Below are 21,189 nucleotides of genomic sequence, written 5' to 3' on the forward strand. Positions count from 1 at the left end.
TGACCTCAGCCCGACCTATTCGGCTCGTCCGGCCCAAGAGAGGGGGTAGGTCTGCGGCAAATGGCCGCCAGCGTAGTCGATCGGTCGATCGGCCTTGAGACTCGGGCGAAGCACCAGCTGGCGGACCATCTCCGGGATCATCACCGCGCCGATGTAGCGGCCCAAACACTCGTGCGCGCCGTAGCCGAAGTGGAACTGGTGATACCAATTACGACCGGGATCAAACGTGTCCGGGTGATCAAAGGCTCGCGGATCGAACATCGCCGATTGGGTCAGGATCAGCACATACGCACCGGCCGGAATGACGGTTTCGCGCTCGGTACCACGCGCAATCACCGCAGCCTGGCTGGCTTGGCGAAACAGATACGGCGAGATCGGCACGAAGCGCAAGACCTCAAACACGATGGCATCGAACTCGGTGGGATCGTCCTTGGCTGCGGCCGTACGGGCCTGAGCAAGCAGATCCGGGTGATCGAGCAAGAACTGCACGCTCTGTGCAACCGCTTGCGACGTGGTTTCGATGGCGCCGATCAGCAAGCCTCCTGCGTTGACCCCGATACGTTTCAGATCGAAGTCCACGGCATCGGCCCAATGACTGCGCAACATGCGAGTCACGATGTCGTCGCTCAGCGGAGCACGCCTGCGACCGCTCAATCGATCCAAGAGCTTCTTGAGTCCGTACCACAGCCCGAACAACAGGCCGCGCGCCTGCTCGGCCTTGACAGCAAGCAACCGGCGAGCCATCAGCTCAACGATGTAGGTGCCAAGGGCGGTCGAGGTCCGCGCATGCTCAGCAACAATCCGCTGCCGCTCCTCGGAGGTGTGATCGTCAAAAGGCTGGTTGTAAAACGTATCGGCTTGGTTCCAGTAGGACCAATCGATCAGGTCATCCAGTGCCGCCCCCGTCAAACCGAAATAGTCCTGAACAAGGGTCGCAGGCACCCTGCGGGTGTAGCCGTGGATGGCTTCCAAACGTCCCCCCGCATCATCGATGAGTCGTTTGGCAATGTTTGCCACCATGACACGCACATCACTCAGATCATTGCGGTTGAGAAAGCCTTGCATGATCGACTTTTCCCGCGTGTGAAACGCGTCGTCGTCATGCGACATCAGGTAGTCGCTCATCTTCGGGTCATAGAGCTTGACCGTGAACACTTTGGGTTGATTGAGCACTTCAACGCAATCCTCCAATCGCGTCACCAAGGTCGCCGTCGGCGTGACCAAGATCGGGCACCTCTCGCGCAGAGCCTTAAAAAACGGCAACGGCTCGCGATCCATCCATTGGCGGACTTGTTTGAACTTGTCCACCTCGGGGGTGGCGTCAAGTTGGGCCATGTAGTCCGTCATGATTGATCTCCTTCGTGACTGTTGATGGACCGGGCCTACAGGGTCTTGAGGTATTCAAGGAGATCCTGACGCTCTTCACGGGTCAAGGCCGGCAGGACCGTGCCGTCTTTTTGAGGGGTGGGTCGGGCAGCGTACTCATGACCCACGTTGGTGTTGCCCAAAAAGCGAGTCTCGAAAAGATCCCCCAAATCGGTACGAAAACCGACCTTGATCGGATCGAATTCGCGCGAACCCACCTTGAAGGTCTGTGGACGATATTCACCGTCTTTGGGATCACCCTCGCGTCTCACTGGCAGCAGCAGATCATCCAAGGTCGGGACCGAGCCATTGTGTAAATACGGTGCCGTCGCCCAGATGCCGTTGAGCGGGCGTGCCTTGTAAGCCTGCAACGATGCAAAAGGCTCAACGGTCGTGTCCGGCGTGTATTGGCCTTGCTTGATGGAAGGCTTGATCTCGTTATCGAAGAATGCCGAGGCGAAATCGTAGAGGCGCTCCAGCCAAGCTTGCACCCGCCACTTGTCGGGATCCGGGGTGGCCACCACATTGATATCCGCCTTGGTCAGCAAAGCTGCAACGGGCGCAGTGCGTTGGAGCATGATTTCGCCAACGCTGGTGTCCACGTAGAGATTACGCAAAATGCCGCTGTAGCCACTGTAAGCAACGCTGTTGTTGGCCATTTTGGGGTCGGTCTTGACGATATCCACCCCCGTCATCTGCGCAATCACCCGCCGATCGGCGCTATCACGGTCCATCTCATCATGACAAGAGACGCAGTATTTGGCGAACAGCCGGTCGCCACGTTGAGCACGCTCGGCGTCGATCGGGCCGAGAATTTTCTGCGGCCAACGTGGAGATTTCAGCTTTTGCAAATGCCGCTCAATGCGGCGCAAGTTGCGCACATTGATCGACGATTCAAAATTGACTGTGGCCTCGCTGCTATCTTGACCCCCAATCAGTGTGGACAAGGTGCTATGCCGCTGTGATCGCCAGTCGAGCGTGCCAAACACGCCAATCACTTCACCCGCATTGCGGCCGATGGGACCGACCCCAGCATTGGCTGCCAAGCCATTCCATTGCACATAGTCGTGCTGCGGAATGTCCCACAAGAAGGGATAACTCACCGGCGCATTGGGCGGGTTGTAAATGGCTTGACCCAAGCGCAGTTGCTGTTTGACCGATAAGAAAGGCCGGATACGTTCAAGAATATGGTCACGATCATCGGCCGAGATGACGTTTTGAACACCCTTCATCACACGATCGACATCGTCCAAAGGGAGCGTGCGCGCCAAAATATCACGCAACTGCTCAGCGCTCATCACATGTTCGAGCACCCGGTTGTAGATGCGCCCAAAAGCATCCAATCGACCATAGCGATATGGCGTTGTCGGGTGATTGATGACTGCATACGTGCTTACCCGTTGAGCATACTTATCAAGATCGGCAACGATATCTGACTCGTTGCGATAGTGCCCACGGGCAAGCACTGCCTTGATAAAACGGGCCCGTTTAACCCCATCATGCATGGTCAGCGTTAAAGCACGGCCGATGTCTTCCATGAAACTTTCCATATCGGCACCAGCCGGACCACCATCAATACGTATCGCGGTACCTTTATAATTAACTTGGCCGGTATGGCAGGCGGCACAAGTCAAACCCACATAATTTTGACCCTTGTAATTATCAAGCACAAAACCAACCGATAAACCATCCGGATTGCTAAAGGTTGGTTTCTGCGGTAAGTAGCGGTATTTATTCATATGCGCATTATCGCGAAATGGCTTAGCCGTATCCATTTGCTCAAGCGCCAAAAAGAAATCGTAGGGCATCAGATCAGACCCCTGCGTGGTGGTATAGAACCACAGACTATCGGCCGCACTCCAACCTTGATCAGGCAGATAGACGACATGGTCAAAATGTTCGCCCCAATGATCGGGCTCAGGCATCGCCAAAGCACCACGGTCGGGATCGTCATCCCAAAACTGATAAACGCGCGAAATACCGCCAGCAAAAACCAGACCGACAGCCACGAACAACCCAACCTTGATCGCCCTATGGATGATTTTTTGACGACGCTCAGCGGATATATTCATGATGACAAGTACTCCGGATGGTCAGCCATAAATTGATCAAGCCGTTTCTTGGCTTGACGCTGTACCTTTTTTTGAATCAAAGGCGTCCAACCCAATGCCCAACCGACCGATCCAAAAGCCATTTGGGACCATCGCCAAAAATTAAATGCATCATGATGCTTGATGATGCGTCCGTCTTGGAATAGAAAACTCGCATCAATGGCATTATGGACACGTCGCCCACTGGCCGAGAAAATATAATCGGCCTCCCAGTGCGCTTTGCCATGTTTTTCATCGGCATCAACATCACCGAGAATGATCTTCAGGTCAGCCCCCTTCTCGCAAAGCATGTGCCACATCGCATGCACCTGCTGCCCTTTGAGCGAGAAAACAGCATCGGAAAATTCTATATTCTCAGCATAACAATCCGCCATACCAACGTAATCACGTCGATTGAAGCTGGTATAGAATTGCTGAATAATTTTTTATTGGGATGCATCATGTTTTCCCACCTCAGTGGCATGCTGCTCTTTTTATATAACCATGTCCAGCCATATATAGACTGGTGATTTCCCTACATGGTTATATTCACAGCCAATCGATTCGCCTAGATGCGAAAGCCCACGCGCTCCGGCGCCAAGGGCAGCCGGAGCGTTGGCGATGTGGTGGCCGGCGTCTGCGCCGTTGAAATCCTCAACCGCGCCAGCCGCGCGAATACGGATCAATGATCAACTGCGCCCCTTCGCGCACCAAGCGCTGGACCATGGCTTGGGCGTTGTGGGCCCCATGTTTGGGGACCAAGGATTCGATCACTTCGGCAGCGTTTTCGGCCACGCCGCAACCGTCTTGAAGCCGCACACGCAGGCCCGAATCATGGACCGCCAAGTTACCGACTTGGTCGATATCCCAGCGGGTTTGCCAGAGTGCGTGTTTGGACGAAGGGGGAACAGGAGCAACAGGGGAAGAGTTCATGTGCAAATGGTAGTCGCTAGGTCGTCGCTCACCTCAGCGCTGACCCTCAACGTGCCGGGCAAACCGATCAAGGATCGCCTGCCAGCCGGCGCGTTGTTGTTCGACCGAATGGGTTGCTTCGGCATCGAAGGTTTCACGCACCGTCACGCCCTCCACCCCGCCCACGCCAGCCACAAACTCAACCTGCATCGTCCGATCCCCGAAGGCGCATGCCAGCAAGGCGTGCGGCACCACTTGGGTGTACGTCCCGGCAAAGTCAAAGCCCATGCTGCCGTCTTTGGCCTCCATGCGAGAGGAAAAACCCCCGCCGACCCTTAAGTCCACCGCAGCAGCGGTGGTGTGCCAGTCGTCCGACGCCGCGTTCCACTGCTTGATGTCTTCCGGCGTCGTCCAAGCGCGCCAAACGGCGTCGATCGGGGCATGAACCAAGGTTTCAACGGTGATTTTCATGGTGCAACTCGTGTGTGTTTCGGACTCGATCCAAGCCCGGATGATACGGATTGGGACCGATACTTCAGCCCATGCATGCCTTGAAACCATTTGCCTGCGGTCTTTTGATCGCCTTGCACGGGGGGCTATACGCCGCCCCACCTCGCGAAGCCAAACCCATCGACGTCGGCCAAGTTCTGCCCGATGTGCGCATGGCCGGCCTCAATGGCCGCTCACGCCTGCTCACGAGCTATGTCGGCCGGCCGCTGATCATCAACGTGTGGGCCAGTTGGTGCGGACCGTGCCGTGCTGAAGCCGCCTCGCTGGAGCGCCTGACCTGGAGTGATGCCGGTCGGGGCTTCACGGTGATCGGCATCTCGACCGATGACGACCCAGACGCCGCCAAGAAGTGGCTCACGGCCTCCAACGCCACCTTGAGCCACTTTATCGACGCTGGATTGGTGCTCGAAAATCTGCTCGGGGCCTCGCGGATTCCGCTGACCGTGCTGGTCGATGCCAAAGGCCGGGTGGTCGCCAAGGTTCAAGGCGCGCGTGAATGGGACAGCGCTGCTTCCATCCAGCTGATCAAACAAGCCTTTCATCAACCATAAGCATCCACCATACGCACACGCCCCCCCATGCAAGCTCTGCTCGACACCATCGCTGCGATCACCACCCTGCCCACCGACGCCAGCCGCCTCTTCCATGGCCGAGGGGGCCTATCTCCGGGCTGCGAACACCTGAGCCTGGATTTCTACCCGCCGGTCTGGTTGCTGACCAGCTTTCAACCCTTGGCTGAAGACGAGCTGGCCCGCGTGGGGGAGGCCCTGGCCGCGCGCTGGGCGCAGATAGCGCCAGCCCCTGATCAGCCCCTGAACTGGCTCTTTCAGCAACGCGACGAGGTCCGCGCCACCAACCGCCTGATGGCCGGATCGGTGCCCGAGCCGCATGTGGTGAGCGAAAACGGCACGCGCTTTTTGGTGCATCTGCCGCACGGCCTGAACCACGGTTTGTTTCTTGACATGGCCGAGGGCCGGCGCTGGGTGCGCGATTGGGCGCACCAACATCGGGGCGGCCAAGTGCTGAATCTGTTTGCTTACACCTGTGGCTTCTCGGCAGTGGCGCTGCAAGGCGGTGCGGCTACGGTGTTGAACTTCGACATGGCGCGCGGGCCGTTGGCCATCGGCAAGCGCAACCACGACCTGAATGATTTGAAGCACGGTGCCAGCTATTTGCCGCACGACATTTTCAACTCTTGGGGCAAGATCACCCGCAGCGGACCCTATGACTTGGTCATCATGGACCCGCCCAGCTACCAAAAAGGCAGCTTCGTCGCCGACAAAGACTACGCCCGCCTGATCCGCCGCCTGCCCGATCTGCTCGCCCCCGACGGTCACGCCCTGCTCTGCCTCAACGCCCCGCGCTTCGGTCCCGACTTTCTGCACCACCTCGTGCAGACCGAAGCCCCCAGCCTGACCTTCGTCGAACGTCTCGCCAACCCTGCCACTTTTGCCGACATCGCCCCCGAGCGAGCGCTCAAGGTGATGGTGTATCGGCAAGACGGTGGCGCGTAAGGGTGCGGCGCGGTTCAGGGCTTTTTCGGTGGGCCGTCGGTTCTGACGTTGATGATCGTGGCCTGCATGAGGGCAATCACTTTTTGCGCTGTGCCGTTGAACGCCACCACCCGCCCAGAACAAACGCAAAGTTGCCGTCCAGCGGATTCAACCTTGCCGATGGCCAAAAACCGTTCCCCAAGGGCCGGACGCATGAAATTGACTTTGAACTCGACCGTGACCACCTCATGGTCCGGTGGTGCCACGGTCAGGGCCGCATAACCACACGCACTGTCCACCACACTCGTGATCGCCCCGGCATGCGTGTAGCCATGCTGTTGCGACAAATGCTTGCTGAACGGCAATTCAATCTGCACCTCCCCAGCCGTGGCCTGAACAAGCCTCGCACCCAAGGTCGTCATCAACCCTTGAGCCGCAAAACTGCTGGCAATGCGTTCTTCGATGGGATTCATAGATACTTATCTCGCTTCATCCACCTTGGTCGTTTATTTGCTTTGGGTAGCAAATACATAGGCAACAATTGCATTGGCATGACCATGACCCAGACCATGCTCTGATTTAAGCCAAGACACGATTTCCATATGTTTCATGCTTGTTCTAGAACCAACCAGTTCTAGCCAATAATCAATAGGCTGACCATATTTTTTCTCGATGGATGGAAAATACGAGGCCGGACCTTTGGTTTTTTCATCTGTAGTCATGATCGATCAACGAAGAGTTGGATGTGTAGGATACGCTGATAACTCAAGCTGAAGCTTGCCGTAAAGCGCTGGAAGCCAATCTGGCTGACCGGGCTGTCTTGTCGGCATGGATGCTGAGCGGAAATCGGTGGGGCTGATGATGATGATGCGCAGTTTTTCTTTGGACACAAGGCCCGCCAAATAAAAAAGTTCCTCGGCTGAACGGTTGCCGACGGCAAGACAGCCCACAGAGGAAGCCGTACCATGGATCATGATGTCGCCACCGAGGTTGGTTCTGCCTTCGATCTGAGCCTGCTGCCGATCAAAGGAGTTCGGGTAATTCAACCGAATCGAGACATGGAAACGGCCGTTGGGGTTGAGAAACTCGGCGCGATAAAACCCTTCCGGCACTTGGAGATCGCCCGCGTGGAGTTTCGGTCCCAGTTGACCACTCAGGCCCAACACAGGAACAGACTTGATGAACTGCCACGCTGAGGAAGGCTGAGATCGGCCGTAAACCTCGATCACACGCCGATCTTTGAAGGCCAAAAGGCTGATTTCTTCGGGCGGAAACAAAAGATGAGCAGCTGCGAATTCTTGCCGCATGGGTTCATGAAGCTTGGCACGCCATGAAGAGAGCCGTTCTTCAAGCGAATAGCCACCCCGAGCTTTCGCCAACAGATAACCCGCCAACGCCTCACCGTGATCGGTGTATTTGACAGCTGTACTCAAGCCACCGATGACAGCCGCCAGAGCCACCAAGACAAACGCCGTGCGCATGGATTATTTAAATCGTGGCGCTTGACGATCACGATCTAACATTATTCTCAACAATGTGAGTTGGAATGTTGTCGATACTTGATTGGTTTTTTTCTTCCCAATATTGCTTCAGGCCATCATCGCCTTTTCTCCTTGCCCAGTCTGAAAGCAGATCCCTATCGCCTGTATAGGCATAATAAGGTGTGGCCATCCCGCAAGATGTTTGCACTAGATTGATTGAAAGATCAAAAATTTGGCGTGCGCCTGGCAACGGATTAAAATGGGCAAAAAGCTCTTCCCAGTCATGATCGTTCTTGTGGATGACTCTTGCTGCGCCGTAAAGTCGAAGAATAAGAGGGGGTCCTTCGAATGAGCAAAACATGATGGTCATGCGTGGGTCTCGCTGAACGTGAGCCGATGACTCGTTTCCGCTACCCGTGACGTTAAGCCAGATAACCCGGTTATTGTTTAGGACTCGAAAGGAGTCCATTCCTTTGGGTGAAACATTAACACGACTATCAGTCGTTGCCGTACCAACGAAAAAAATCTTCTGTTCTGCGATGAATTCAATCCATCGTTCAGAGAGTGCTTCGTATTGCTTGCCCATGAAATTCCTTGAAAATAGATATGTCTAACTTTATTCGTTTTGGGCATCACCGCCGAGACACCACACAATGCGTAGCCCGTGCCGTGGCTGCGTGCTTGATGCAGGCATAGCCCAAGGCCGGAAGATTCACACCTTCGAAGAGGCGCTCACCGGAGCCGAGCAGGACGGGCGATATGGCGATGTGCATCTCATCGATCAGGCGTTGGCGAAGATATTGTTGGATGACATGGACCCCGCCACCCACGCGAACATCTTTGCCTGCGGCGGCTCGCCGGGCGCGCTCAAGAGCGACGGCAGCACCCTCCGTCACGAAGTAAAAGGTCGTTCCGCCGTCCATCACAAGCGGTGGGCGTGGGTGGTTCGTGAGCACGAAGACGGGGACGTGATACACCGGGTTCTCGCCCCACCAACCCCGCCAGCTCTCGTCCGGCCAAGGTCCACGAACCGGCCCGAACATATTCCGGCCAAGGATCCATGCGCCGATGTTCTGGAAACCGCGCGCGGCAAACTCATCGTCGATACCCGTTTCCCCACCATCGCTGCCAAACAGCTTTTGCTGAAAGGTCCGAGTGGGAATCGCCCAACCATGAAGCGAAGTACCACCCACGCCCAAGGGATGATTGATATCTTGGTCCGGGCCAGCACCAAAACCGTCGAGCGATAGGGTGAAACTCTCTACGCGAAGCTTGGACATGCTGACTCTCTGATGTGTGAGTGACGCCTATCGATGAACGCCATGCCTAGGCAAGGCGGCTCGAAGCGGTAGAGAGAAAGCGGCAAAAGACTCTGCGCGATGGGCATGCCTTCTCCGCATTCGATATCGATCTAACCTTCGGCTCTGCTGATACTTGGTTCACTGATCAACGCCTGCAACTTAAGGACGGTTGCCCAGTTTCTCGTGGTGACTGATTTGCCGGCTTTGCCGAGCAGAGCCTCGCCCGCCTTACTTTCGAGTATGCCGCTTACGCAGTGAAGGTAGGCCGCGCCACTGCCGAGAAGGAATTCCTCTGGCGGCACAGCTAAACGCTCGACCGCCGCAAGCTCTGGCAGCGCTTGGGCGCCTTGAACGAACGCCACCAAGAGACGCGAATGTTCTGGCGCATGCTTGGCCAGTGCGTTCTCAGACACGATGGCGGTCAGTTCCTTCGCGGACTTGACGACGACGGGAACCTCCATCTGAAGTTTGCGTGCGATTGCAGCCGAGATATCCGATGCATGCTTGGCTGCGGCTCCGTTGGGCGCGCAGAACACGGCATTGCCGCTATTGAGCAGTGTGGAAACACCTGTGTATCCAAGTTCATTCAGCAAGGCACGCAACTCAGCCATAGGGATTCGCTTGGCCTTGCCAACATTGATTCCGCGCAACAGGGCGACAAACTTTGGCACTTGCGGCACCTCACCTTATTCGTTAAACAGCATATTCATTTTGAGCACGCTGACACCCCGTAGGCGCCAGATCGACCCGGGACCGATGACGACGATCACAGGGTCATTGCGAACTCCTTTCGTAGGTCGCCCGATGACGCCTCACAGGCTATGGGTTAAGAAACTTTGACGACAACCTTGCCAGTTGCCCGCCCTGATTCCGAGTACGAAAGTGCCTCTCTCACTTGTTCAAGTGCGAACACTTTGTCGATCTGCGGTTTGATGATTCCACGTTCCACCAGCCCTGCGATCCGTTCCAATTGGTCACCGTCAGGTCGCATGAAGAGATATTCATAGCGTGCCTTGCTTGCTCGTGCCGCAGCCGAGACCTTTCTCGACATCCATCCGATGATGAAGACCAAAAGCGAGTTGAGCCCCCACTGCTTGGCAAAGGCAGCAGACGGTGTGTCTCCAATACTGACGACGACGCCTCCAGGCTTCACACACTGGAATGAGCGCACGAGCGTGTCGCCGCCGGCGCTATCCAGTACCACATCGCAGTTCTTCGCGACGTCTTCAAAGCGCTCGGTTCGATAGTCAATGAGAGTGTCGGCCCCGAGCCTCTTGGCCAAGTCGAAGTTGCGGTGTCCAACCGTAGTGAACACTTCAGCCCCAAGGTGGCGAGCGATCTGAATTGCCACAGTTCCCACGCCCCCGCTACCAGCGTGAACAAGAACCCGCTGACCCGCTTGGAGCTTGCCAATTTCGACAAGCGCCTGCCATGCGGTCAAAGCGACCAAGGGCAGCGACGCTGCCTCCTCAAACGTCGTGTTCTTGGGCCGAAGAGCTGCATCACTTTCTCGAACTGCAACGAACTCGGCAAAAGATCCGATCCGGCTTTTGTCGAGGCGTGCATAGATTTCGTCGCCAACCTTGAAACGCCGGACTTGTTTTCCCACTTGACGTACGACACCCGCAAGGTCGTTGCCCAACACGAGCGGGAGGTGGTACTTCAACAGGATCCGTACTTTGCCATCGCGTGTTTTGACGTCCAGCGGATTCACGCTGGCAGAGCGAACCTCAACCAGTAACTCTGTATCGGAGACCGGCGGCAGTGAAACATCTGCCACATCGATCATTCTGTTGTCACCATAGCGCCTGAGCACCGCAGCCTTCATTGGATTTCCTTGGAAATTTTCGGGAAGTATCGCTTTCCTCGTTGGACCAGATTCGCAGCGGCGCCTTCCGTCGCCGAATGTTGAAGCTGAGCCGCAGACCGAGCCTTGCCGAGGGACATCGGCTCAAGCGAATTCGAAAGGACTTCTCCCATTCGAAGAACGGCATCGAGTGCCAAGATGAAGGCGCGAGAGTCCATCTGAAATCGAACAGGAAAAGACCGTGAGCGAGATTACACAAGTTGGGGTCGATCTGGCCAACCGCCTCATTCAGGTTCACGCCGTCGATGACGTGCGAATGGCGTCCTGCTGAGCGGTTCGAATCTGGATCCGCGCCGAAGAAAGGTGCAACAAGACCGTTGATTGATGTGCAGTCTGTTCTCTGTGGGATTTGATCAATGAATTGAATTCGTCTTGAGGGTTAACTCAAGTTGATGGATGGGGAAGTCCTTATAGAAGGCTAAACCTATTATTTTGCATCTATCGCCTTTATCATGGCATCTGCATCTGGGTAGCCTAAATTCTTAGCTTTAAACGCCCATGCTCTGGCTTTGTCTCTGTCTTGAGGCAACCCCATGCCTTCAATATACAAACCTGCAACAACAAACGATGAATACGCATTTCCTTGAGCTGCCGCCATCAAAAGATATTTTCCGGCTTTCGTTAAATCTTGCGGCAAACCATTAGCGCCGGACAGGTAAGCAGTACCAACCAACGCTTGTGCCTCTGCATCTCCAGAATTTGCGGCCTGCATTGCCTTATCTATGACAACCATATCTTCAGGAAGAATTGAATGGCTCTTGAATTCACTCGCTTGCTTTTTATGATACGCACGCTCTCTCTTTACAACTTCATCATCAACTTCTTTCTTTTTGTCAGCATGCTTCTTGTACGCGTTCATGTTGCCTGCATCGAAATTCAAACTTGCTGCTCTTTGTAATTTATCACGCATGCGGGCGAGTTTTTCATCTGACCATTTTGATACGGGGCGATCATTGTCAATACCACCAACTACGAAGATTATTATTGCCAGAATAATAATGCCAATTACAATTTCCATATTTATTCACCTTATATAATTGCAAGTCTGGATTTATTAGATGAGGCCTTAAAAACACGAGGCATTTACTGACATTATTTTATTTGATTTGCCCCACTCTTAATTATGGCTATTAAATCATCTCGCTTGATTTTCCATTTTCTAGAGTATTCTGTGCGGGGGCCACTAAATTGATCACATTCATCTTCAAACTCGTCAAGAATGACTCCTCCATCTTCATCAACATATAACTTTACTTTCCTGCTCTTGTCATAGTGAGCGCTAGATGTTTCATAGAAATAGTCAACAAGGACTAATTCACCTGTTGGTTTTGGATCGTGCGTTGCCATATTGATCTCCTATGCTGTTGTGCCCCAACTCCAACATCACCCGCCGACCCGCACGATGCGGTCTATTGCGCTGGTGATGCTCCCTGAGGTGGCATCGTAAACCATGAAAAGCGCACGGAAAAGAGCTCTCTGCGGGGTTGCGAAAGAGATTTTCCGGGGGCGGATAGATTGCCTCAATGTTTGAGGCGGGTTGGCTTAGCGGCGAACCGGGATGCCTCGGGCGGCCATGAGGGCTTTGGCTTCGGCGACGGTGTGTTGGCCGTAGTGGAAGATGCTGGCGGCAAGGACGGCGTCGGCACCGCCTTGCTGGACACCGTCGGCCAAGTGGTCGAGGTTGCCGACACCGCCGGAGGCGATGACGGGCACGGGGACAGCGTCGGCCACGGCGCGGGTCAGCTCTAAATCGAAGCCGATGCGGGTGCCGTCGCGGTCCATGCTGGTCAGCAGAATCTCGCCTGCGCCGTATTCGGCCATCTGGCGCGCCCAAGCCACGGCGTCGATGTGCATGTTCTTGCGCCCGCCGTGGGTGTAGACATCCCAGCCCGGCCCTTTGGTGGCAAGGTCTTCGCCGACGCGGCGTTTGGCGTCGATGGCGACCACAATGCACTGCGCGCCGTATTTCTCGCTCGCATCACGAATCACCTGCGGATTGGCCACCGCCGCCGAGTTGAAGCTGACCTTGTCCGCCCCAGCGTTGAGCAGCCGACGCACGTCCTCCACCACCCGCACCCCGCCACCGACGGTGAGCGGGATGAACACTTGGGAAGCGACCGCCTCAATGATGTGCAGGATCACATCACGGCCATCGCTGGTGGCTGTGATGTCCAAAAAGGTCAGCTCGTCAGCCCCTTGGTCGTTGTACCGCGCCGCAATCTCCACCGGATCCCCGGCATCGCGCAGCTCGACGAAATTGACACCTTTGACAACCCGACCCCCGGTGACATCGAGGCAAGGAATGATGCGTTTGGCAAGCATGGGGAACTTTCAGCAACTGAGATGAAGCGAGCGGCGGTCACAAGACACGGCTACCGTGCAGCGCTTCCATCTTGAGAGCAAAGGCGGCAAGAAGCGCCTCATACGCCTGCTTGATTTGAATAAACAGGGTCTGGGTGACCGCACGGTCATAAGACAACGAAGCCTGATTCCGGCTGGCGATCATTTCCATCCAGCCTTCACCGTCTTCAATCAACTGAACCGCAAAAGCTGCCCGGGTGGCGTCGCGGGAGCCGGTGATTTGGGTCTGCCCTTGATAAACAAAGTAGTCCTTCATCACGTTCCAAGCCAGCTCGTGGGTGAACTCAAAGGCTTGGATCAGGCCTTGCTGTTCCAGCTCGCTAAGCGCACGGGCCTGACTCAGGGCGACAGCGGACTGCAACTGCGCCAACGCCCGACCATAGTTGTCTAGGCGCTGGTGCCAGCGGATGTCTTGCGGCCCGGCAGACACGTTCAAGCCCGGCCGTTGAGCGCGTCGGCGCGCTTTTGGCCGGCGGCGAAGTCGAGGTCGCCGGTGTAGATGGCGCGACCGCAGATCACGCCTTCGACGCCTTCTTTCTCGACGGCGCACAAGGCTTCGATGTCGGCGAGGTTGGACAGGCCGCCGGAGGCGATCACGGGGATGCGCACGGCTTGGGCGAGCTTGACGGTGGCGTCCACGTTGATGCCGGTGAGCATGCCGTCGCGGCCGATGTCGGTGTAGATGATGCTTTCGACGCCGTCATCTTCAAAGGCGCGGCCCATATCGACCACGTCATGGTCGGTGAGCTTGCTCCAGCCATCGGTGGCGACTTTGCCGTCCTTGGCGTCTAGGCCCACGATGATGTGGCCGGGGAAGGCGGCACAAGCGGCACGCAAAAACGCTGGGTCCTTGACCGCAGCGGTGCCGATGATCACGTAATGCAGGCCCATGTTGAGGTAGCGCTCGATGGTGGCCAAGTCACGGATACCGCCGCCCAGTTGCACGGGAATATCGCGGCCCACCTCGGCCAAGATGCCTTTGATTGCGGGCTCGTTGACGGGCTTGCCGGCAAAAGCGCCGTTCAAGTCCACCAGATGCAAGCGGCGGCCGCCCGCGTCCAGCCAGCGACGCGCCACCGCAACGGGGTCCGCGCCAAAGGTGGTGGAAACATTCATGTCGCCTTGCTTGAGACGCACACACTGGCCGTCTTTGAGGTCGATTGCCGGAATCAGGAGCATGGCAAAAAGCAGTTAAAAGTTAGAGAGAAAAACGAGTTTCAGGGCTCAATCAGGGCCGCCAAGCCAAGAAGTTGCGATACAGCATCAAGCCGTGCTCGGCACTTTTCTCGGGGTGAAACTGGGTGGCAAACAGGTTGTCTCGCGCCACAGCTGAGCTGAATCGCAGCCCGTAGTCGGTTTCGCCAGCGCTGTGCGCGGGGTTTGTCGGGCAGGCGTGATAGCTGTGGACGAAGTAAAACCAAGCATCGTCCGGCACCCCGGCCCAGACCGGATGCACCCGGCCACCGTGATGGGCGTGTGCCATCTGCCGCACTTGGTTCCAACCCATTTGCGGCACCTTGAAGCGGCTGCCATCGGGCTGATGCTGACCTTCCAGACGGAAGCGCCGCACTTGGCCGGGGATCAGGCCCAAGCCGGGGGTGTCTTGCTCTTCAGAGTGGTCGAGCAGCATTTGCATGCCCACACAGACGCCCATCAAGGGCTTGTTCACCGCCGCTTCGAGCACCGCCTCTTTGAGGCCGGAATCGTGCAACTCACGCATGCAGTCGCGCATGGCGCCCTGCCCCGGCAACACGACGCGCTCGGCGGCGCGCACGTCTTCAGGACGCGAAGTCACCACCACCGTCAGGCCCGAGCCCTGCGCCACATGCATCACCGCTTGCGACACCGAGCGTAGATTGCCCATGCCGTAATCGACCACCGCCACGGTCCGTGGTGCCGTCGGTGCTGTCGTCTGTACAGCCATCTCAGAGCACTCCCTTGGTCGAAGGAATCACGCCGATGGCGCGCGGATCGGGCGTCAGGGCCATGCGCAGGGCGCGCCCAAAGGCCTTGAAGATCGTTTCGCACTGGTGATGCGCGTTGTGGCCTTTGAGGTTATCGACGTGCAAGCTCACCAAAGCGTGGTTCACAAAACCTTGGAAGAACTCAAACACCAACTGGGTATCGAGCGCGCCGATCATGCCGGAGGTGAATTTGACATCCATCGCCAAGCCGGGCCGACCCGAGAGGTCGATCACCACCCGCGACAAGGCTTCGTCGAGCGGCACATAGCTGTGGCCGTAGCGCGAAATGCCCTTCTTGTCGCCCACCGCCTTGGCCACCGCCATGCCCAGCGTGATGCCGACGTCTTCGACCGTGTGATGGCCGTCGATGTGCAAATCACCCGTGGCTTCAACGTCAAGATCGATCAGGCCATGGCGGGCAATCTGATCGAGCATGTGATCCAAGAAACCGATGCCGGTTTTCAGGTTGGCTTGGCCGGTGCCGTCAAGGTTGACGCGGACACGGATCTGGGTTTCCTTGGTGTAACGCTGGATCTCAGCTACACGGTCTTTCATGACGGACTCCGACGGGGACACAGCCTTTGGAAAAGGCAGAACAAGTTTCAGGGGCGCGATATTACGCGTTCAAGATGCGGACTGACGCCAGCGGCGAATCCCAAAGAACAGCAACACCCCCATCAGCGCCAGCAGATCGAGGCCATCCAAGGCCATCCCCGTACGAACGGTGGGCCGTGTGCGATCCAACACCCCCGTCACCACGGTCAACTGCGCATCACCACTGCGGGTGGCCGTGTGGGTGGCACCGGTCGAATCGGTCACGGTCAAACTGATGCTGAAAGCCCCCGCCGAGAGGATTTTCAGGGTGGGCGTCGCGGTGGTTGTAGCTTGGGCAGTCAGCCACTGCACCCGGTTTTGCCCATCGGTGATCTGCCATCGATACGACGTGATGGTGGCCCCGACCGGAGCGATGGACGTGGTGCCATTCAACACCACGCTTTGCCCCACCAACAAGGGAGAGGGCAGCAACCCGATCCGGGCCAAGGGCTGGTGAGAGATCATCACCATGGCGTTTTGAACTGCCGCACCGGCGTCCAGCATCCCACCCCCACAGGTGCTGATGGTGCAGTAGCACTCATTCTGTTCTTGGCCCGCCAGCGTTCCCGGTGCCGTACAGGCCACGATCGTGGGGTCACCACTGGCGGGAAAAGTGCGGGCACTTTGGCCCAAGATTTGCGCCACTTGCGCGCTATCCAAAGCCGGATTGACACTCAACATCAACCCCACGGTGCCGGCGACTTGCGGCGCAGAAAAGCTGGTCCCCAAAGCAGGTGCAAGGTCACCGTCGCTGTAGCCGTTGAGTCCGGGCGTCTGTTTGCCCCCATTCGTGGTGGACAAAATCGGATAGAGGCAGGTGCCGGTCGCATTGACGCAATTGCCCCCCGGGGCACTCACCACCACCTCGGGCCCAAGACTGGAATAACCCGCTTTCGACCCCATTTGGCGCAACGCACCCACAGCCAAAACACCCGGACAATTGGCCGGTGCATTGACAGCCAGACTGTCGTTACCCGCAGAGGCAACAATCATCACCCCCAAGGCATTGAGTTCAGCCGCCACCGCTTGATAAGACGCTGCGCAAGCCCCTGCCGAGCCCAAGCTCAGATTGAGAACCCGTGCGGGATGGGTGTTTTGGGGTACGCCGGGGACCGACAAACCCGCAGCCCAACGCATGCCCGCGATGATGTCGCTGTCCCAGCCGCCGCACTTGCCCATCACTCGGACCGGCAACACCTGAAGGCTGGAGCCCACGCTGGCCATGCCGATGCCGTTGTTGGTGGCAGCGCCAACGATGCCGGTGGTTTGCGTACCGTGCCAGCTGCTGTCACTGACCGGGCAACCCGACAAGACCCCCGAGCCCAAACTGTCTGCCGAGGTGACCCAGTCACCGGGGTCCGAAGGATCGGCATCCCAGCCGTCGTTATCCCCAGCGGTGATGAAAGTTCCCAGCGGGTTCCCTGTGGGGCCGTAGTCTTGATCGACAAAGTCGTAGCCCGACAAAAGCTTGCCACTGAAGTCGGGATGATCCAGCCGCACCCCAGAGTCAAGCACCGCCACCACCACGGCGGGGCGACTCGATAAGAGCGGCAAGGCCATGTCCCAAGCGGTCTCAACATCGATGCCCGCAGGTTCAGCGCTTGTGGGTGCTCGCAAGTACCACTGACCCACAGTGGGGGTCACGGGGCTTGGCTGACCGGGGCCGTAGAGCGAATCATTGGGAGCTACGGCGAGGAATCGGCGCTGATCAGGGGCCGCCCACGCCACCGCAGGGTCTGTCCGCAAACGCTGCGCCAAGGCTTCGCTGCTCAGCCCTTGGGCAAAGATCACTTGGGTGTCTGGACCCAAGGTGCGACCATCCTTCAACGCCAGCCCCAACCGCACACCCAGGGCTTGGGCGTGCTGCACCGCCACCGCCGCCCCCGACCCAGAGGTCGTGGCCAACGTCGTTAGACGTCCATGAGCGCTTGGGCTTTGCATGTGCACGATCACCCGCCCACGCTCAGCAGCGACACCGCTCTGAGCCACGGGCGTTTGGGTCATCAAGCATCCAAACACGGCTGCGCTCAACAAGCGCAGGGCGGCAGACTTGGAAAATATCGTAGTGCGCAACATGGGTGCGGTTCGCTCCAACCGAGCGCAGACACAAGGGAAGAGGACCATTGTGTCCTAGCCGAGAGTCATCGTCTGCTTCTGGTGTCTTAGGGGTGCCGTTGGGTACTCAAGAGGTTGTCGAGCAACCCGTATCGAGCAGCGGCCAAGACGGCCTCTGTACGCGAAGTCACCCCCAACTTGCGATAAATCCCCACCAAGTGGGTTTTGATGGTCGATTCAGCCACATTCATGTGTCTGGCGATCGTTTTGGTGGCGTCCCCGGCTGACAAGCCGTAAAGCACCTCGATCTGGCGTTGTGACAAACCCACTTCCGCCCAGCCCTTGCCTTCCCCGGGAGCGACGCCACGCACCAACTGCACAGCAGCGCGGGGGATGTACACCCCTCCTTCGATCACCGTGCGCAAACCGGTTTCAATCACGCCAGAGCGCGCCGTCTTGGGGATGAACCCGGCAGCACCGCGCTCAATCGAGGCCACCACCGTCTCCGGTCGGTCGTCACCGGAAAGCACAATCAATGTCACATCGGGTGCGATTTTGCGCAGTCGGTCAATGCTGTCGAGCCCAGAGCTATCGCTCAAACCAAGGTCAAGCAGGACCATTTCCACCGCAGGGGGACGACGCAGTTGCTTGATGGCGCTGCTCAGACTGGCGGCCTCCCGCAACACCACGTGCGGGAAACACTGCGTCATCATCAGCGCCAAACCATCTCTAAAAAGCACATGGTCATCGACCATCAAAATTTCCATGCCGGCATGCTAACCCCGATCATCACGGGGTCCTGACGCCAAGAACGCCAAAAACCATGAATCCCCCATGAAAACCATGGCAAGGCTCTGGGGCTATTGCGAACCATCAACCGGCAGGTATAGCGGCGTTGGTCATACCAACCCGAGACCGTCGGACGCTCGTCAAAAGGCATCGAACGCGTTGGCACGCTTGATTCGCGCCACCGACCCGTCTCCAAACTACGCCGAACAGCCTCAGCACAAAGGGCTGTACCGGGGGCATAGCGCGCATAGGCTTCGTCGAAGGCCGAATCCCGCTCATACAGCACCCCCCGATAAGACAGCCGAATCAAACCGGCCATGTCGGTTTGGGTCTGAGGATCGTGATACAGCCAAACGGAGGCCTTGTGCTGAGCTGCCAACAACGGCAAAGCGGCACGGTAAAAAGCAACGCGCCGCCGACTACGGGCAAGAGATGCTCCGGCTTCGTGCTTACGGCTACGCTGCTCTAAAGCCAAGAAGCGCTCAAAGGCCGCCGCAATGGCGACTGGCGAATCAGCCACTTCAACCATCGCTTGCGGATGATCTCGCTCCAGAGCCCGTTGACGTCGCAAAAAAGCCTGACGCACACTTTTAGGCCGCGACGCAAGATACGCATCCCACGATCCGTGCAACCGCAGATGACCCGAAGCTCCGTCTGGCATCACTTCACAGCGAAAACCACGCGCCACCTTGTGCAGATGCCCCAGCAGCCCATCGGATTCATCCATACCACGCAAGTCCATCACTTGCCAACCATGCCGGTCACGGCGTAAAGCCTCAAATACTGCCGCCCAAATGCGCTCTGGAGGAATCAGCGCCAGCACTCCCGCCCGCCCGCCATCCCAAGCCGCCATGTGACGCAAAAACCGCACGGAAGCCCCATGACGAGAACGATGTGAGCGCACCAAGGGCAGCAAACCCACCAAGCGACCGGCACGACGCACCACGATCAAATAGGGTTCATCACGCGATTGCCGTGTATGGGCCCAGACCAGATGGAGGTAGTCCCACGTCAAAAACAGGCTTGACGGCACCGCTGCGGCTGCGGCTGCTTGCCATTCAACACGCAAAGCAGCCATCCCAGCTTGGGTTTGGATGATATGGGTCGATAGGTCAGACGCTTTCATGCGACCCAGACTAAGGCAGCCCCATGTCGAAGTGCCTTAGTCAGAGATGAATCAGCATCGATACAACGCTTCAGCCGTTCATGCATCACACAAGACCAAGTTGTTGCAGCCTGAGACAATCCACCCCATGCTGCAATTCGACCTCCTCGCTACCGAAGGCCACGCCCGGCGCGGCCGCCTGACTCTTAACCATGGTGTCATCGAGACGCCGATCTTCATGCCCGTGGGCACCTACGGCACCGTCAAAGGGGTGATGCCACGCTCGCTCGAAGAGATGGGGGCCCAGATCATTCTGGGCAACACTTTTCACCTCTGGATGCGTCCGGGTCTTGATGTGATGGCGCAGTTCGGCGGCCTGCACAAGTTTGAGCACTGGTCCAAACCGATCCTGACCGATTCGGGCGGTTTTCAGGTCTGGAGCTTGGGCGAAATGCGCAAGATCAGCGAAGAAGGTGTCAAGTTCGCTTCACCCGTCAACGGCGACAAGCTCTTTCTCACGCCCGAAGTCAGCGTGCAGATCCAAACCGTGCTGAACAGCGACATCGTCATGCAGTTCGACGAATGCACGCCTTACTGGCAAGGCGGCAAAGGCAGCGGCCATATCACCAGCGAAAAAGAAGCGCGGGTGTCGATGGAACTCTCCCTGCGCTGGGCCAAGCGCTCCAAGACCGAGTTCGAGCGCCTTGCCAACCCGAACGCCCTTTTTGGCATCGTCCAAGGCGGCATGTTCGAGAGCTTGCGCGAAGAGTCGCTCAACGCCTTGGTGGACTTGGATTTGCCCGGCTACGCCGTGGGTGGGGTCTCGGTGGGAGAGCCCAAAGACGAGATGCTACGCATCATGAACCACACGCCCCACCTGTTGCCGGCCCACAAGCCGCGTTATTTGATGGGCGTGGGCACACCGGAAGATCTGGTCGATGGCGTGGCCGCTGGCGTGGACATGTTCGATTGCGTCATGCCCACGCGCAACGCCCGCAACGGCCATCTGTTCACCCGTTTTGGCGATCTGAAACTGCGCAATGCCCGCCACAAAAGCGATCAGCGCCCCATCGACGAAACCTGCACCTGCCACACCTGCCAAAACTTCTCACGCGCTTACCTGCACCATCTCGACCGCTGCAACGAAATGCTGGGCCCGATGCTGACCAGCATCCATAACTTGCATTACTACCTGAACCTGATGCAAGAAGTGCGCAACGCGCTCGATGGGGGGCAGTTCGCCGCCTTCAGGGCTCAGTTCAAGGCGGATCGGGCGCGCGGGATTTGAAGTCATCCCGCAGC

General features: G+C 57.4%; 25 protein-coding genes. 3 read left to right on the forward strand and 22 right to left on the reverse strand.

Going from position 1 to position 21,189, the window contains the following annotated elements; all coding sequences use genetic code 11:
- Positions 1 to 15: 15 nt before the first annotated feature.
- From AB3X39_RS06190 to AB3X39_RS06210, 5 genes are all read right to left on the reverse strand, one after another.
- On the reverse strand, positions 16 to 1,347 hold the full coding sequence (locus AB3X39_RS06190; protein WP_369416488.1) for a cytochrome P450: 1,332 nt from the start codon (positions 1,345 to 1,347) through the stop codon (positions 16 to 18).
- 35 nt (positions 1,348 to 1,382) lie between these two features.
- The gene (locus AB3X39_RS06195) at positions 1,383 to 3,437 is read right to left on the reverse strand and encodes a di-heme-cytochrome C peroxidase (protein ID WP_369416489.1); all 2,055 of its coding nucleotides are present in this window, start codon (positions 3,435 to 3,437) and stop codon (positions 1,383 to 1,385) included.
- Positions 3,434 to 3,850 (reverse strand): nuclear transport factor 2 family protein, encoded by a 417-nt coding sequence (locus AB3X39_RS06200; protein ID WP_369416490.1) that lies wholly within the window; start codon positions 3,848 to 3,850, stop codon positions 3,434 to 3,436. The genes AB3X39_RS06195 and AB3X39_RS06200 overlap by 4 nt, the downstream gene beginning before the upstream one ends.
- Before the next feature lie 259 nt (positions 3,851 to 4,109).
- Positions 4,110 to 4,388, reverse strand: a complete 279-nt coding sequence (locus AB3X39_RS06205; RefSeq protein ID WP_369416491.1) for a hypothetical protein — start codon at positions 4,386 to 4,388, stop codon at positions 4,110 to 4,112.
- A 33-nt stretch (positions 4,389 to 4,421) separates the two neighbouring features.
- Positions 4,422 to 4,838 carry an SRPBCC domain-containing protein gene (locus tag AB3X39_RS06210; RefSeq protein ID WP_369416492.1) on the reverse strand — a complete coding sequence of 139 codons (417 nt, stop codon included), beginning with the start codon at positions 4,836 to 4,838 and terminating at the stop codon, positions 4,422 to 4,424.
- A 71-nt stretch (positions 4,839 to 4,909) separates the two neighbouring features.
- Between AB3X39_RS06210 and AB3X39_RS06215 the strand changes: the two genes are divergently transcribed.
- Together AB3X39_RS06215 and AB3X39_RS06220 are read left to right on the forward strand one after the other, a co-directional pair.
- Positions 4,910 to 5,428, forward strand: a complete 519-nt coding sequence (locus tag AB3X39_RS06215) for a TlpA family protein disulfide reductase (protein WP_369416493.1) — start codon at positions 4,910 to 4,912, stop codon at positions 5,426 to 5,428.
- A 27-nt stretch (positions 5,429 to 5,455) separates the two neighbouring features.
- Positions 5,456 to 6,391, forward strand: a complete 936-nt coding sequence (locus AB3X39_RS06220) for a class I SAM-dependent methyltransferase (RefSeq protein ID WP_369416494.1) — start codon at positions 5,456 to 5,458, stop codon at positions 6,389 to 6,391.
- Between the two features lie 14 nt (positions 6,392 to 6,405).
- On the opposite strand, the gene AB3X39_RS06225 is transcribed toward AB3X39_RS06220, so the two are convergent.
- The 17 genes from AB3X39_RS06225 to AB3X39_RS06305 all read right to left on the reverse strand — a co-directional run bounded on the left by AB3X39_RS06225 (position 6,406) and on the right by AB3X39_RS06305 (position 19,908).
- Complete coding sequence (locus tag AB3X39_RS06225) at positions 6,406 to 6,843, reverse strand: PaaI family thioesterase (protein WP_369416495.1); 438 nt, start codon at positions 6,841 to 6,843, stop codon at positions 6,406 to 6,408.
- Between the two features lie 33 nt (positions 6,844 to 6,876).
- Positions 6,877 to 7,092, reverse strand: coding sequence for a DUF4287 domain-containing protein (locus tag AB3X39_RS06230; protein WP_369416496.1), 216 nt, complete (start codon positions 7,090 to 7,092; stop codon positions 6,877 to 6,879).
- Between the two features lie 6 nt (positions 7,093 to 7,098).
- Complete coding sequence (locus AB3X39_RS06235) at positions 7,099 to 7,851, reverse strand: L,D-transpeptidase family protein (protein WP_369416497.1); 753 nt, start codon at positions 7,849 to 7,851, stop codon at positions 7,099 to 7,101.
- Positions 7,852 to 7,879: 28 nt separating this feature from the next.
- The gene (locus AB3X39_RS06240) at positions 7,880 to 8,437 is read right to left on the reverse strand and encodes a pyridoxamine 5'-phosphate oxidase family protein (RefSeq protein WP_369416498.1); all 558 of its coding nucleotides are present in this window, start codon (positions 8,435 to 8,437) and stop codon (positions 7,880 to 7,882) included.
- A gap of 46 nt (positions 8,438 to 8,483) precedes the next feature.
- Complete coding sequence (locus AB3X39_RS06245) at positions 8,484 to 9,131, reverse strand: dihydrofolate reductase family protein (RefSeq protein ID WP_369416499.1); 648 nt, start codon at positions 9,129 to 9,131, stop codon at positions 8,484 to 8,486.
- Positions 9,132 to 9,262: 131 nt separating this feature from the next.
- The gene (locus AB3X39_RS06250) at positions 9,263 to 9,832 is read right to left on the reverse strand and encodes a DUF1697 domain-containing protein (protein ID WP_369416500.1); all 570 of its coding nucleotides are present in this window, start codon (positions 9,830 to 9,832) and stop codon (positions 9,263 to 9,265) included.
- A gap of 146 nt (positions 9,833 to 9,978) precedes the next feature.
- Positions 9,979 to 10,980 carry an NADP-dependent oxidoreductase gene (locus AB3X39_RS06255; RefSeq protein WP_369416501.1) on the reverse strand — a complete coding sequence of 334 codons (1,002 nt, stop codon included), beginning with the start codon at positions 10,978 to 10,980 and terminating at the stop codon, positions 9,979 to 9,981.
- Positions 10,981 to 11,446: 466 nt separating this feature from the next.
- Positions 11,447 to 12,037 (reverse strand): tetratricopeptide repeat protein, encoded by a 591-nt coding sequence (locus tag AB3X39_RS06260; RefSeq protein ID WP_369416502.1) that lies wholly within the window; start codon positions 12,035 to 12,037, stop codon positions 11,447 to 11,449.
- Positions 12,038 to 12,111: 74 nt separating this feature from the next.
- On the reverse strand, positions 12,112 to 12,366 hold the full coding sequence (locus tag AB3X39_RS06265; RefSeq protein ID WP_369416503.1) for a hypothetical protein: 255 nt from the start codon (positions 12,364 to 12,366) through the stop codon (positions 12,112 to 12,114).
- A 195-nt stretch (positions 12,367 to 12,561) separates the two neighbouring features.
- Positions 12,562 to 13,341, reverse strand: coding sequence for an imidazole glycerol phosphate synthase subunit HisF (gene hisF / locus AB3X39_RS06270; RefSeq protein ID WP_369416504.1), 780 nt, complete (start codon positions 13,339 to 13,341; stop codon positions 12,562 to 12,564).
- A gap of 37 nt (positions 13,342 to 13,378) precedes the next feature.
- Positions 13,379 to 13,810 carry a nucleotidyltransferase substrate binding protein gene (locus tag AB3X39_RS06275; RefSeq protein WP_369416576.1) on the reverse strand — a complete coding sequence of 144 codons (432 nt, stop codon included), beginning with the start codon at positions 13,808 to 13,810 and terminating at the stop codon, positions 13,379 to 13,381.
- 2 nt (positions 13,811 to 13,812) lie between these two features.
- Positions 13,813 to 14,559, reverse strand: coding sequence for a 1-(5-phosphoribosyl)-5-[(5-phosphoribosylamino)methylideneamino]imidazole-4-carboxamide isomerase (gene hisA, locus AB3X39_RS06280; RefSeq protein ID WP_369416505.1), 747 nt, complete (start codon positions 14,557 to 14,559; stop codon positions 13,813 to 13,815).
- 49 nt (positions 14,560 to 14,608) lie between these two features.
- Positions 14,609 to 15,304, reverse strand: a complete 696-nt coding sequence (gene hisH, locus AB3X39_RS06285) for an imidazole glycerol phosphate synthase subunit HisH (RefSeq protein ID WP_369416506.1) — start codon at positions 15,302 to 15,304, stop codon at positions 14,609 to 14,611.
- A gap of 1 nt (position 15,305) precedes the next feature.
- Positions 15,306 to 15,899: an imidazoleglycerol-phosphate dehydratase HisB gene (hisB, locus tag AB3X39_RS06290; protein WP_369416507.1), complete on the reverse strand. Its 594-nt coding sequence runs from the start codon at positions 15,897 to 15,899 to the stop codon at positions 15,306 to 15,308.
- 69 nt (positions 15,900 to 15,968) lie between these two features.
- Positions 15,969 to 18,014, reverse strand: a complete 2,046-nt coding sequence (locus AB3X39_RS06295; protein ID WP_369416508.1) for a S8 family peptidase — start codon at positions 18,012 to 18,014, stop codon at positions 15,969 to 15,971.
- An 86-nt stretch (positions 18,015 to 18,100) separates the two neighbouring features.
- Positions 18,101 to 18,760: a LuxR C-terminal-related transcriptional regulator gene (locus AB3X39_RS06300; RefSeq protein ID WP_369416509.1), complete on the reverse strand. Its 660-nt coding sequence runs from the start codon at positions 18,758 to 18,760 to the stop codon at positions 18,101 to 18,103.
- Positions 18,748 to 19,908, reverse strand: a complete 1,161-nt coding sequence (locus AB3X39_RS06305; protein ID WP_369416510.1) for a GNAT family N-acetyltransferase — start codon at positions 19,906 to 19,908, stop codon at positions 18,748 to 18,750. The genes AB3X39_RS06300 and AB3X39_RS06305 overlap by 13 nt, the downstream gene beginning before the upstream one ends.
- Before the next feature lie 127 nt (positions 19,909 to 20,035).
- On the opposite strand from AB3X39_RS06305, the gene tgt reads away from it, so the two are divergent.
- On the forward strand, positions 20,036 to 21,175 hold the full coding sequence (gene tgt, locus AB3X39_RS06310; protein WP_369416511.1) for a tRNA guanosine(34) transglycosylase Tgt: 1,140 nt from the start codon (positions 20,036 to 20,038) through the stop codon (positions 21,173 to 21,175).
- Positions 21,176 to 21,189: the final 14 nt, after the last annotated feature.

The organism is Leptothrix ochracea (assembly GCF_041083635.1).
GTDB classification, from domain to species: domain Bacteria; phylum Pseudomonadota; class Gammaproteobacteria; order Burkholderiales; family Burkholderiaceae_C; genus Sphaerotilus; species Sphaerotilus ochraceus.